Origin of the sequence: Acinetobacter pullicarnis, assembly GCF_006352475.1 — a bacterium.
GTDB lineage: Bacteria > Pseudomonadota > Gammaproteobacteria > Pseudomonadales > Moraxellaceae > Acinetobacter > Acinetobacter pullicarnis.
Genome location: NZ_VCMZ01000001.1, coordinates 2,386,296 through 2,400,069 on the forward strand (window position 1 = coordinate 2,386,296; position 13,774 = coordinate 2,400,069).

General features: G+C 41.1%; 9 protein-coding genes. All 9 read right to left on the bottom strand.

Translation table 11 applies throughout. The features are described from left to right. Window positions 1-754: 754 nt before the first annotated feature. The gene (locus tag FD716_RS10540) at window positions 755-1,945 is read right to left on the bottom strand and encodes an HlyD family type I secretion periplasmic adaptor subunit (RefSeq protein WP_139852302.1); all 1,191 of its coding nucleotides are present in this window, start codon (window positions 1,943-1,945) and stop codon (window positions 755-757) included. After that, window positions 1,942-4,113, bottom strand: coding sequence for a type I secretion system permease/ATPase (locus tag FD716_RS10545; RefSeq protein WP_139852303.1), 2,172 nt, complete (start codon window positions 4,111-4,113; stop codon window positions 1,942-1,944). The genes FD716_RS10540 and FD716_RS10545 overlap by 4 nt, the downstream gene beginning before the upstream one ends. Next, the gene (locus FD716_RS10550; RefSeq protein WP_407641930.1) at window positions 4,110-5,534 is read right to left on the bottom strand and encodes a TolC family protein; all 1,425 of its coding nucleotides are present in this window, start codon (window positions 5,532-5,534) and stop codon (window positions 4,110-4,112) included. Before FD716_RS10550 ends, FD716_RS10545 begins: the two co-directional genes overlap by 4 nt. A gap of 636 nt (window positions 5,535-6,170) precedes the next feature. Then, complete coding sequence (locus FD716_RS10555) at window positions 6,171-7,229, bottom strand: 2,3-butanediol dehydrogenase (protein WP_139852304.1); 1,059 nt, start codon at window positions 7,227-7,229, stop codon at window positions 6,171-6,173. A gap of 256 nt (window positions 7,230-7,485) precedes the next feature. Continuing rightward, window positions 7,486-8,832 carry a hypothetical protein gene (locus FD716_RS10560; RefSeq protein ID WP_139852305.1) on the bottom strand — a complete coding sequence of 449 codons (1,347 nt, stop codon included), beginning with the start codon at window positions 8,830-8,832 and terminating at the stop codon, window positions 7,486-7,488. Window positions 8,833-9,013: 181 nt separating this feature from the next. Beyond that, window positions 9,014-9,721, bottom strand: a complete 708-nt coding sequence (locus tag FD716_RS10565; protein ID WP_139852306.1) for a hypothetical protein — start codon at window positions 9,719-9,721, stop codon at window positions 9,014-9,016. Between the two features lie 80 nt (window positions 9,722-9,801). Further along, window positions 9,802-10,176 (bottom strand): hypothetical protein, encoded by a 375-nt coding sequence (locus FD716_RS10570; protein ID WP_139852307.1) that lies wholly within the window; start codon window positions 10,174-10,176, stop codon window positions 9,802-9,804. A gap of 112 nt (window positions 10,177-10,288) precedes the next feature. Next, window positions 10,289-12,541, bottom strand: a complete 2,253-nt coding sequence (locus FD716_RS10575; protein ID WP_139852308.1) for a bifunctional prephenate dehydrogenase/3-phosphoshikimate 1-carboxyvinyltransferase — start codon at window positions 12,539-12,541, stop codon at window positions 10,289-10,291. A 9-nt stretch (window positions 12,542-12,550) separates the two neighbouring features. After that, complete coding sequence (pheA, locus tag FD716_RS10580; RefSeq protein WP_139852309.1) at window positions 12,551-13,660, bottom strand: prephenate dehydratase; 1,110 nt, start codon at window positions 13,658-13,660, stop codon at window positions 12,551-12,553. Between the last annotated feature and the right edge of the window lie 114 nt (window positions 13,661-13,774).

A 13,774-nucleotide genomic window follows, 5' to 3' on the forward strand; every position in this document is an offset into this window, starting at 1 on the left:
TTAATTTAGATTTAAAAATCAAAAATAAAACATTATTTAGTTTTGATTAACAATTTGTTTTTCTTAATTAAGTAACAATAATCATTTATTTAAGCGAATACTTATCAATTGATATTTCTCAACTTCAATTAGCGAATACTTAAAAGGTTCTATGGTATCAATGATGCAATAAAGAAATATTTACAGAAATAAAACACAAAATGGAACACAAGTTAAGTGTAACACTTTTAAAGTTAATTTTTTGTTATGCATGATATCCGCCTTATTTACATGTGTCGATCATGTCACATTAATTCCAACCAATTTAGTCGGACTTTATAATTTTTAAATAAAAAAAGGATTTTATCTTCCATTTGTATAATTTTATATGTGATTTAATTATCACTATATTTACAATAAGCAAAAAATTCCCATCGATCAAATGTTCAATATTTAACCAGTTGATTTCTATTTAGCTGATCTCGTCTTTTTTTAAAAAAATAAGCTGATAAACCACAAACAAAAGCGTATCGATTTTCTGATTTACGTCTATGATTTTAGTTTTTAGTCGGCAACTTAAATAAGGTATTAAAGATAAATAAGCCCTGCTATCTCAAATGAATCAAAATCCCAATAAAACTCTTTTATTAGCCTTTTAATTTATCCTTCAAGGAGGAAAAACGTGTTTGTAAACAGTTCTGAAAACGACTTATTCCAATAAAAAATGGCTGCATCTGCAGCCATTTTTTATTATTAGAACTCAATGTATTCTATGCTATCGCTCTCTTAAAGCTTCATTGGCTTTATTAAATGGTTTCAGTAAGTATTCAAGTACGGTTTTCGACCCAGTTTGAATATCAACAGTTGCCACCATGCCTGGAGTGATCGCAAAGGCTTTAGCTGCCTTGTTATAAAGTTTATCTGAGTCCGTACGAATATAAACCCGATAATAAAACTGATCCTGTTTAACTTCATCTCGAATTGTATCCGGAGAAATAACCGTAACCTTTCCTTTTAGTCCACCATAAATTGGATAATCATAAGCCGTGATTTTAACTAATGCAGATTGCCCTGGTCGAATAAAAGCAATATCTCGTGGTGAAATTCGTGCTTCAATTAATAATTGATCCTCTAAAGGCACGATCGTCATGAGCTTACCATTTTGAGGAATAACCCCACCCAAAGTCATCACATCAATTTCTTTCACAATACCGCGTGCAGGTGCTTTAAAAATAGTGCGCTCCAAAGTATCTGACCGTCCTTTAACCACTTGCTGCTGCTGTTCTATGTCTGTGCTGGCCTTAGACAGTTCCTCGCGTGCTTTTACCAAATATTGATTTTTTGCATCACTGATTTGATTACGCATTTCGTTAGCTTGTCGTTTTAAACGAAGTACCTCGACCTCACTGGCTGCACCTTTCTCCACCAAGGGTTCCGTCATCCGTAGCTCTTGCTCAACTAACATCAGGGCTTTTTCTAAGCCGGCCACCGTCGCATTTAAATTGTCACGGCGTGATTGATATAACTGGGTTTGTTCTCGAACCAACTCCATCTCTTTTTTAACTGCATCAGGAAAGACCAAAGCTGTTCCATTTACCTCTGCACGCAATCGTGCAGCAGTTGCTTGAGCCGAGATCAGCAAGGACTGTGATTCACCAACATTCGACGCAAATCGAGTCGGATCAAGTTGAGCCAAAACCTGACCCTTCTGTACCACATCACCCTCTTTGACATTTAATTTGGTTAAAATACCACCTTCTAATGATTGAATAACCTGATCTTTTGAAGATGGCACCACTTTGCCAGTCCCCGTTGAGACTTCTTCTAGTGTAAAGAACCATGCCCATAAGATGAGTATCAAAAAGCCTATACTAATAATCCAAACCAAGAAACTGGCTTTCGGCAATGCTGGCACCTGACGAGAAAGATTTAACCTACGTGCATTTTTTTTATTGTTTAAACTCATGCCTCTACTCCCTGACTCTGCTGGACCTGTATGCTTTGAGTTGACTCGGCCTGAGTTTGGTTGGATTGCGAACCATTTAGAATCTGATCACGTGGTCCATCCATCACAATTTTGCCATTATTCACCACAATAATTCGATCAACCAATTCCAGTACTGCTCGACGATGTGTCGCAACCACCAAGGTTCGATTACCGAGCCACTGTTTTAAATGATCAATCAATTGTTTCTCAGAAATATCATCGATCGAAGCGGTAGGTTCATCAAGCAATAAAATATTCGGCTGACAAATTAATAACCGTGTCAACAATAATGCTTGGCGCTGCCCACCTGAAAATCCAACACCGCCCTCTAGAATAATATGTTCGAGACCTTCTTTCTTTTCTTGTACAAATGCTAATGCACCTGTAATTTCCAATGCACTCAACAACTGTTGATCGGTTGCTAATGGTGCACCCATCATTAAGTTTTCACGGATGCTGCCAAAAAACAAATGTGCATTTTGGTTTAATAAGCTCATATCTCGTCGTACATCGGAGGGATCTAATAGTGTCAGATCAATGCCATCCAAAGAAACCTTACCTTGTACTGGATTTTGCATCCCCGACAACAATTGCAGTAAGGTTGACTTACCTGCACCATTACGCCCTAATATGGCAATTTTCTCACCCGCTTTAATCTCAAGCTTAGCGATGGCGAGACTGGGTTTCGGGTCATCCTCGGCATATTTAAAGCTAACACCTTCCAATAGATAATCACCGTGTAAAACTGCACGTTGAATCAGCTGTGAGCGCTCTGGTTGATCAACAGGTTTTTTCATCAATTCATCTAAACTTTGCTTGGCCATTTTCGACTGTTGTAACTTACCTAACACGCCAGCAAATTGAGAAATCGGAGCCAACATTCGTGTCGATAAAATTGAACATGCGACCAATGCCCCAGTGGTCATATCGCCTTTAATGACAGCAAAGACTCCCACTAAAACCACAATTGCAAAAGTTAGCCCTTGAACTTTTTGCGTCCACGTCGACATCAAGTTGACTATTATTCTTTGCTTCATGCTGATATTGGCTGAAACCTCATTCATGTGGTTCCACTGGTTCTGGAAACGTGATTCTGCTCGTAATAGCTTAATATCCTCAATCCCTTGTACTGCTTCAACTAAAATTGCATTACGAATTGAGGATTCACGCATGCCCTCTTGTGCCAATCGAGCCAAAGGCTTTTGCATTAAAATCCCTGGAATAAGCATCACAGGGACAATCACCAACATGATCCAGAATAAATCACCACCGATCAGCCAAAAAATGCCTAAGAACAAAATAAAAAATGGTAAATCTGCAATCGCACTGATGGTGGTTGAGGTGACCATCTCACGCACACCTTCCAATTCGCGAATTTGTGAAATAAATGTCCCTGTTGATTTAGAGCGTTCATTGTTTTTGATCCGCAGTGCATGACCAAAGACCTGATCTGAGACACGTAAATCGGCTCTTTTCCCAATCATATCGGAAATATAAGCACGTGAAATTCTTAAAATAAACTCAAATATTGCTGCAATCACCACACCGCCAAACAATACCCACAAGGTTGGGATTGACTGCGACGGTACCACCCGATCATAGACATTCATTGAAAATACAATGGTTGCCAAAGCTAGAATATTGGCAATTAACGAAGCAAATAAAATATCGATATAGCGCTTCCAATCTGCAAGCACAATATGCCAAAACCAATTTGGCTCATAAGGTTTGATATATTCATCAATGCGTACATCTGGTACAGAGGTTTCAGGTCTTAAAATATAAGCAACATCAACATGCTCTAGTAAATCTTCAATACTAAAGACCTGTGCCAAACCATGATCACCACTGAGTTGAACACTAATATTGCCTTCTTGATCTGCTTTATCTGCAACCCCAACTTGACCATTTTTAAAACCAATTAATATCGGTAAACGCCATGGATTAAGCATCTCAATGCCAAATGCTGACTTACGTAAACTGAGACCCACCTGGCGTGTCACTAAAGACAGAACATCATCAACGGTTTGGTTTTTATTCCAATTGAGTTCGAGGCGTAAACGCTCTTCAGAAGGCGAAATACGATAATGTTTTGCAATAATCAGGACCGCTTGCAACCACGCTTGTGCATTGATACTTAGTGTCATGGTTGAATCTCTACCCCTTGAATTGAAACATTATTTAGTTGATACGCCTCACGTGTCTTTCCAGTCACTGCAATAAATTGAACCAAACTGTCAAAGATTTCATAGCGATTGGTTTCAAGTTGCATATTGGCACTGTGAATCGCTTGTTCTGCATTGAGTAAGTCCACAACCGAACGTGTTCCTAACTTATATTGTTCTTGATAAAGCTCTTTGGTGCGGACAGAAATGGCCTGTTGACTCACCAACACCTCCATTTGTAAGCGCTTATTTTCAATGTTTTCGCGTGTTGCACGAATTTGATTGAGGACTTCTAAATACACGGCATTGACACTAGAACGAGCAGCTTGCTCTGCATAACTTGCAGCTTTACTTCGCGAGGCATTGGCACCTCCCTGATAAAAATTACTGGTTGCTTCAAACATGATTGAGTTGTAATAACCATTGTCTTGATTGTTATTTGGATTAACGCCATTGATGGCCTGACTCAACGATCCCTTAATACTAAGTGTTGGATAACGACTTAAATCCACCTGCTTTTTTTGTAGCTGAGCCACATCAACATAAGCTTGTGCTTCAATCATTCTAGGGATCTTTTGAAATGCAGGATCAGCATAAATGTCAGCATTCTCAATTAACACCAAGGGAATCTGCCAATTTGTGCTTGCAACCTCTTGCCCCAAAAGAGTTCGGAGTCGTTCTTGATAAATTCTCAGCTGTGTCTGTTGTGAAATGAGATTAGAACGTGCTGCTGCCAAATAAGACTGAGCTTGAATTGGATCGGCCTGACTACTAATCCCAGCATTGGCACGTAAATTTGCGATTTCAGCAATCCGCGCAATACCTGTGATTTGTTCTTGTGCAATTCGAGACATCTCTTGGTAGCGTTTAATATTGACGATCGAACTTGCAACCTGAAAAGCGATATCGTCAATGCTGACCAAGACATTGCTTTGTGCAGCAAGCAACTTGGCCTTTTGCTCATCCACACCACTTTTTACTTTTCCGAAGTCATAAACCATCTGTGTTGCATTAATATTTAGCAATTGTCGACCACGCTCGCCAGTCGTCATATCACCGCTACCGATACCACCAGAAAGTTGTGGATAGTAGGCTGCCTTAGCAACATCAATACTTGCATTCTGTGAAGCAAGATTGGAAATACTGCGGCTAATCAGTGGATGGCGTGAAAGTGTGATACGAATTGCATCAAAAAAATTCAAGTTTTGTATTTCTGCGTCATTCTGCTGACTTTGCCCCATCATCGATTGTGGGTTGCCTACAGCCTGTAAGCGCGGTAGATCTTCAATCGCTGAACGGTCATATTGAAAATTAGAAAGTTCACTGAATTGTATTTTTTGATAATTAAAATCGGGGGTCGGTGCTATTAACGCCATAACCCTGTGTTTAAGCGATTGTGCCATGCTCGCAGATTTTTCAACTTCAGGTGCACTCATAGGGCTCAATGCAACATTCGCATTGTATGGATGATCAGCAGCTGTAGATTTCACAGTATCAGATGCATAAACATAGGTATTTTGTAGCGCAAAAATCATGACACATAGGCTTAGCCTAGGGGTGATTAAAATTAAACGGCGGCTAATCACATTATTTCTCTAAACTTGGTTTACACAATCAACCTATTTATCTTACACTAATTTACAATTGTATTTAATCTTGAATATTTTATTATCTGATAAATTCTAAATTAATTTGAAAAATAGGTGTTGTAATCCACATTTAAAACCATATTAATTACATGGCTTTAAATATTAATTTTAATCATCGTTAAATAAAAATTAATAGAATATTTTTTTTCAAAAAATATTTAAATGAAGATAATGAAATCAAAACTTAATGTATTTCGTATTGCCGTTAATACATTTTATTTATGCGTAACGTCCTAAAAGTAATTTGCTATTAATCATTTTTAATAAGCTCGAAAAACTCACAATAATTTCTATTTAAAAATAGGAGAATATTTTTATATTTATTATAGACATAATAAAAAACCACAACGTCGTTAAACACAAAGTTGTGGTTCGTCTACTTTCAAAAAACTAAGGACTCACAATAATTTTCACAGCGGACTCATTGTTGTGAATCAAGGTTTCAAAGCCTTCAGCAACCAAATCATCAAGTTTAATGCGCTGGGTGATAAACGGTTCCAAATTAATTTTGCCTGCTTCAACCAACTTGATGGTTTCTTGATGATCATTGACGTAGGCAATCGTGCCACGAATATCAAGCTCTTTCATCACCACTTGATGCACATTGATACTTGCTGGATGACTCCAAATCGACACAATTACAATGACACCCGTTGGCTTGGTTGCATCAACCAATGATTCAAGTACTTTATTGACACTGGTACATTCAAAGGCCACATCTGCGCCACGATCACCCGTAATTTTCATCACTTCAGCCACAACATCGACTTGCGTTGGATCCAAAATGTAATCTGCCACCCCTGATTCACGTGCCTTGTCTTTACGTTTGGCGCTGAGTTCAGTCACGATCACCGTTAAACCTTTGGCTTTTAATATCGCAGACAACAGCAGTCCAATCGGACCTGCACCACCAACCAGAGCAACATCACCGGCTTTGGCACCACTCCGTACAAAGGCATGATGACCCACAGATAAAGGTTCAATTAAAGCTGCTTGATCGAGTGGAATTTTATTTGAGATAGGATGCACCCAACGGCGTTTCACTGCGATTTTTTCAGAAAGACCACCACCACGTCCACCAAGACCAATAAAGTTCATGTTCTTAGATAAGTGATATTGATCACCCGGACCTGTCGGTACATCATCCGCAATAATATACGGTTCAACCACGACATGTTGACCCACTTGAATATCATCAACGCCCTCACCTACGGCATAGACCACACCAGAGAACTCATGTCCCATGGTAATTGGCGCAGATTCACCAGAGATCGGATGTGGATGACCACAAGCAGGAATAAAAATAGGACCGTCTATAAATTCATGTAGATCTGTGCCGCAAATACCACACCAAGCCACTTGAATACCAACCGTACCAGCTTCAACGACGGGCTCGGGAATATCTTCAATGCGGATATCACCCTTATCGTAAAATCGAGCTGCTTTCATTTTATTCTCCAATACGTCAATGAATGTGCCTTCGCATCTCAAACCATCAAAATAATCAGACCATCGCATAGAGATCCCTTGCACTTTATTGGTTTAGTCTGTCATTGATGAAGATCTGCAACTCAACTATTGGTACAGCATAAAGGGTTGGCTTTTGGTTGGCTCGGTATCAACGCCTGCAGTCGCGACCCTGAAAACCAACTCAAGACACTTTCTTTAAGCCTTTGACTTAAACCTACTCCACTTACTCAGCCAATTAAATTCGTTTCGCTCGATTGACAATATCATCCAATACACGATTCACCTGCCGTTCTAAATCGTCAGTCAAACCTTGGCAAAGTTCATCTTGCTTCTTCAACGTCCCGGTACTTTTATTGCGATAACCTGCCGGTACATCACCAGAATAAAAGACCTTACTTTGTTCAGTTTCATCTTCAAGTGAAATCACCTTGCGTAGACCAACAGCACCTTTGCTTTCAATGATGAGTCGAATTTCATATTTATTTTTTTGAAACTCAGTCTGTTGGTTAAATTTAAATACTTGCCCCTGATGGTCAAGCACACTTTGCACTTGATTGTTTTTTTCAGGCCGACCTTCACTGTAATAACTGCTGTAATCAAAATACACCACAATATCAGCATCTGAACGACGATCTAAAAGCGTAAATGGAGCAGCTTTAAAAGCAGTTTTGATTTCTTGTTCAAATCGCTCAGATAAACGCTCACTGCTGTACTTACCGCAGCGATCATCCCCCTTTTCCTGATCGATAAAATAGGCAACACGTACAAGGCCTTTTTGAGCTGCAGTGCGTGCTAAATCTGCTGAATTTTTATAACGGCCATAGGGGCTATAAATGGTATTGGCATCTTGATATAACGTGGCAATTTCTCGAAAATCAACCTTGTAACGTGCAGACTTTTCTTTCTGACTGGCTTCTAAAAACAATTGACTGGCTTTTTCTGTACGCCAAAGCTGGTCATATTTACTAAATTGTTGCGCTGCGTCTTTGTATTTCCCATGTGCCGCATAAGCTTCACTGGCCTTGGCAAAGTCTTCACTCGCAGCTTGATAATTTTTTATTCGGACTTGTAACAAGCCACTTTGATAATAGTCGCCAGCCAGTCGCGTGGCATATTCAAATTGATAACGCGTCGCAAGTTTGGCGATGTCTAAATAGTCTGCATAACTTGCACCTGTTTGATAGGCTTCTGCTTTTTGTCTATAGTTTTCAGTGGTATTCAGTTGAATCGCATTGCCTTTTTGGTAATACAATTTCGCCATATCGAGTTTTAAGCTTGGCATCGGATAACGTTGATTAAAAGCTGTAAACTCATTGCGATAAAAACCAGCATCGAGTAAATAACGCGCTTGATAAATCGTTTCAAGACGTTTAATTTTCTGATCGATACTCACATTGGGCAAATTTTCAATGCGATTCAAGGATAAATGCACACTTTCCAGCCAACTCTTTTTCAGTGAGTTTCTTGGATATTCTTGTTTTTCATTCAGCTTGTTGGTGACGATGCGAATACTGCTTAGATAGTCACCTTTTTCATAACTTTGCATCGCCTTGTTTAGCGTACATGCTGTCAAAGTACTCACACAGAACACAATACAGCAGATTTTAGCTAAAAATGTCTTACCCATTGCCTACAACCACTTTCTTATAATACATAGATTATACGGTAGTCATACACGACAAGACGAATGCTTTTACCATCACACCCATCAGCCTTCACAATATATGCTTAGTTATCTCAAGGGGATAGCAGCATAATCTAGACTAAAACCACTGTCCAAACCAGTTGCTGAACCGCTGCCATAAAGATGGGGCCTGATGTGTTTCAGATTGACTGGCGCTGCTATTTGAATCGAATAGATTGAGTTGCTGTAGATCCTGATTTTTCATTTTAGGAAATGCTGCCTCTAATGCAGCACAAGTTGGATATTGTCGCTGTAGCTGCTGCAAATAATAAGCCTGATCATGGTTTAAAAAACCGTCTAGTAATCCAACCTTTAGCACATTACTGCTTGAACAGCGCCCAACCTCTCGGTTCCATACCAGAAAAGACTTGAGGGATGGTCCAATCGATAATTTATCTGCCGTACATGAAAGCACAGCCAATGCGCTAACCGTATAAATTTCTGGTGCATCACCATCTGCTGCGTAGGCTAACCCGATCACCCATTCATTTTGCTTTAGCTGCTGAAACTCAACCTCACTGTGCCATTGCTCCAGCCTAGACTGAAATATACTTCGCAATTTGGTCTGCAAAAAAGCCATGCTGGTCTTGAGGTCAACGCTACGCAAGACAAACTGCGGATGAGCAAATTGCAGCCTAAAGTTGCTGGATTGATCTGGTGTTTTTAAGGGAGCAACTGATTGATAACGCGCGATAAAAACATCATCTGGTGAATGTGGTATACAGGCCCAGAGGGTTTGCGAACTGATCAGCGACATCCCCAGCACACTGCCCAAAACAACACGCATTAAATGGAGCTTTAGCAACCGAACAGACTGAGTATCCCTCATATAAATCTACACTGCACAAGTAGATGCCCTAAATCGCATTATTTCTTCCATTGCAACACTTGCAGGCTGTGATCGTCTTTTAAGCTGTTTTCGACCGCATTGGCCAACTGCTTGATCAAACTTTGGGTTTCTATTTTACTAAACCAATCTTGGCTTTCATCTGCTGCTGCATTAATTTCACAGACCAATACCCCACTGGCATCTTGGTTGCGGCAGGTGACCCCAAGCGCAATCGGATGGTCAGCCACGCTGACATTAACGGTTTCTGTTTTGGGTAATGCTTGCGTTTCAAAGCCATAATTTTTTAATTTTTCGGACAGCAAGGCCGTTACATATTGCTGGGTCACATGACAATCATCATGTTGCGCATGGGGATGGGTTTGGCGGTCTGCTGTAAATTCTAAAGTTCTCATAATCTAATCCAATGACTTAATTCTTATATGGATTTAGCATAAGCAATAAAACGCAAACAGCCAAGGATTAACTTGGCTGTTTGCAGACTTATTTAAAATGAACTTTTAAATCTTACTGATTTTCTTCAACTTCAATACTGAAGCCCGCTTGTGTTGTCAGCTGAGTAAAAGTCGGAAAGCTGGTTGCAACCGTTTCAGTCCCATAAATGGTAATTGGGGCTGAACTACGTAAACCTGCCATACTAAAACTCATCGCGATACGATGATCATGATGCGATTCAATTTCACCACCAGTGAAAATATCAGACCAATCATTGGCTTGGCCTTTACCTTCAATGATGATGCCATCATCGGTCGGGGTACATTGAATGCCCATGGTTTGTAAGCCATCTGCCATCACTTGGATACGATCTGATTCTTTCACCCGTAATTCAGCCGCACCCGTTAAGATGGTTTGACCTTCTGCACACGCAGCAGCAATAAATAATGCTGGGAATTCATCAATCGCCAATGGCACTTGATCTTCGGGAATATGAATGCCTTTTAAAGTGCGACTACCACGAATACGAATGTCTGCAATCGGTTCACCGCCTGCGATACGCTCATTTTCAACGGTCAGATCTGCACCCATTTGTTTTAAAATTTCAATGATTCCGGTGCGTGTTGGGTTAATTCCAACCGCTTCCAAAGTCACATCAGCATTTTCACAAATCGCAGCGCCCACCATAAAGAATGCTGCAGAAGAAATATCTGAAGGTACTTGAATATGTGTTGCGGTTAACTTACCACCACCTTGCAGTGAAATACGATTGCCTTCGGTTTTCACCTCATAACCAAAAGCACGTAACATACGTTCAGTATGGTCACGGGTTGGTTCAGGTTCAGTGACCGATGTTTCACCTTCTGCCCACAATGCCGCCAGTAAAATGCCTGATTTCACTTGTGCCGAAGCCATTGGCAAATCGTAATGAATGCCTTTTAACTGCTGCTGACCAGTCATCGAAACTGGTGGTGTGCCACGCTCACCGGTGGTTTGAATCTGTGCGCCCATCAAACGTAAAGGTTTAGCGACACGTTCCATTGGTCGTTTTGTTAGAGATGCATCGCCAGTCATCACCGAGTCAAACTGCTGTGCCGACAGCATGCCTGACAATAGGCGCATTGAGGTACCAGAGTTCCCCATATACAACGCGCTCACTGGTGCTTTTAGCCCATGCATGCCCACACCATGAATGGTCACTTGACCATTTTTCGGACCTTCGATACTTACGCCCATATCACGGAAAGCTTGTAGCGTTGCTAAAGCATCTTCACCTTCTAAGAAACCACTGACTTGAGTGGTACCTTCCGCGATCGCCCCAAACATAATTGAGCGATGTGACACCGACTTGTCACCGGGAATCGTGAATTTACCGTTGAAGCGATGCGATCCAGGCAAAATATTAAATTGTTGGGTCACCTTATTTTTCTCCATTAAAGGTTTTTTCGCGAGCATATGATTAAAATGTTGTCTGGCTGCTTGCGCATGTCCAAGCATCCCCATCAACGCATGCGAATCATCTGTTTCAATCAGTTGACGTAAAGATTTCAATTGTGCTTCAAAACCATCGACCGCATTTAAGATCGCCGTTTTATTGGCAAAGAAGATATCGTGCCACATTTCTGGGTCGCTGGCTGCAATGCGAGAGAAGTCGCGAAAACCGCCGGCTGCATAACGAAAGATATCGTAATTGTCTTGGCGACTGGCCAATTGCTCAACCAAGTTAAATGCCATTAAATGTGGTAAATGACTGGTATGAGCAAGCACTTCATCATGCTTTTGCACATCCATACAAATCACTTCAGCACGGGCAGCCTGCCACAATTGAGTCAATTTCTCGACCGCCCATGGTGCACTGCTGTCCAGTGGGGTCAAAATCACTTTATGATCAGCAAACAAATCTGCACGTCCAGCATGTACACCGGTATGTTCAGCGCCTGCAATCGGGTGCCCAGGTACAAAACCCTCAGGAAAACCTTCAGGGAATACTGCTGCAGCAGCGGCGACCACATTGCCTTTGGTGCTACCAACGTCAGTTAAAATAACGTTTTTTGACAAATACGGTTTAATTGTTTCAAGTACTTGCTGGGTGGCACGAACAGGTAAAGCCAACACCACTAAATCTGCACCTTGAACAGCATCAATGGCTTGGCTGAATCCTGTATCGATCAGGCCCAAAGCTTTGGCATCTGCTAAGGTTTGTTTGGAACGTGTTGAGGCCACAACCTCAACCGCTAAATGCTGTTGTTTAATGACGCGTGCAAGGCTCGAACCGATCAGTCCGAGCCCAATAAATGCAACTTTTTGAAATAACGGCTGTAACATAGCAGTGACTTATAGCACCGCGATCGGATATGAGCCCAGCACACGGACTTCTTTGACCAATGGGCGGATTTCTGCAATCGCAGCTTTCACATTGTCTTGCTCAATATGACCTTCTAAGTCGATAAAGAACACATATGCCCATTTCTCTGGCAATGCAGGACGGGTTTCAATGCTGGTCAAGCTGATATTGTGCTTGGCGAATGGCGCTAGAATTTCAAGCAGTGCCCCTGCACGGTCATGAGCGGAAATCAGTAATGAGGTTTTATCATTGCCACTTTGTGGTACTTTCTCACGGCCAATCACCAAGAAACGTGTGGTGTTTTCTGGGTTGTCTTCGATATTGCTGTGAAAAATTTCAAGATCGTACAAGCTAGCAGCCACATCTGATGCAATCGCAGCAGAATGCCATTCATTGCGAATACGGCGTGCCGCTTCAGCATTCGAGCTAAGCGGTACCCGCTCAATGCTTGGATAATGCGCATCTAACCATTTACGACATTGTGCCAAGGTTTGTTGATGCGCATAAATTTGTTTAATACTGTCTTTGCGGGTATTGCTCGATACCAAGAACTGATGATGAATACGCAATTCAACTTCACCAATCACATTAACATGCGAGGCTTTAAAACAGTCTAAAGTATGGTTAACGATCCCTTCAGAAGAGTTCTCAACCGGTACTAAACCATAATGCGCACTGCCCGCTTCCACTTCACGGAAAACTTCATCAATGGTCGGCAGTGGGCGAACCAAGGCATCCTGTCCAAAATGCTTCAATACAGCAGAATGGGTAAATGTCCCTTCAGGCCCTAAAAATGCAATGCTTTGTGGGGCTTCAAGTGCCAAACAAGCTGACATGATTTCACGGAACAAACGTGCCATGGTCACATCAGAAATTGGGCCCTCATTACGTTCCATGACACGGCGCAACACTTGTGCTTCACGCTCAGGTCGATAAAACATCGGGTTCTCTTCAGCTGCAAATTTGGCTTTCGCGACTGCCTCTGCCAAACTGGCACGACGATTAATCAATTGCTGAAGTTGTTGATCGACCGAATCAATTTCATCACGAATTTGATTTAGATTAAGAGAAGACGAATTGTTTTGACCATCATGGACCATGTGTAATACTGCCCTATTTCAATAATGTTTTTTTAAATCAAACTGAGTATAACAAGACTTCGATTTGAATTGGTACGCTCAACAACTTTTTATCTTTTCCAAATAGGTACTTTT

Bases quoted from the DNA above. Each gene is read 5' to 3' on its own strand.
- FD716_RS10540 (WP_139852302.1), bottom strand. From the start codon at position 1,945: ATGAGTTTAAACAATAAAAAAAATGCACGTAGGTTAAATCTTTCTCGT.
- FD716_RS10545 (WP_139852303.1), bottom strand. From the start codon at position 4,113: ATGACACTAAGTATCAATGCACAAGCGTGGTTGCAAGCGGTCCTGATT.
- FD716_RS10550 (WP_407641930.1), bottom strand. From the start codon at position 5,534: ATGGCACAATCGCTTAAACACAGGGTTATGGCGTTAATAGCACCGACC.
- FD716_RS10555 (WP_139852304.1), bottom strand. From the start codon at position 7,229: ATGAAAGCAGCTCGATTTTACGATAAGGGTGATATCCGCATTGAAGAT.
- FD716_RS10565 (WP_139852306.1), bottom strand. From the start codon at position 9,721: ATGCGTGTTGTTTTGGGCAGTGTGCTGGGGATGTCGCTGATCAGTTCG.
- FD716_RS10570 (WP_139852307.1), bottom strand. From the start codon at position 10,176: ATGAGAACTTTAGAATTTACAGCAGACCGCCAAACCCATCCCCATGCG.
- FD716_RS10575 (WP_139852308.1), bottom strand. From the start codon at position 12,541: ATGTTACAGCCGTTATTTCAAAAAGTTGCATTTATTGGGCTCGGACTG.
- pheA (WP_139852309.1), bottom strand. From the start codon at position 13,660: ATGGTCCATGATGGTCAAAACAATTCGTCTTCTCTTAATCTAAATCAA.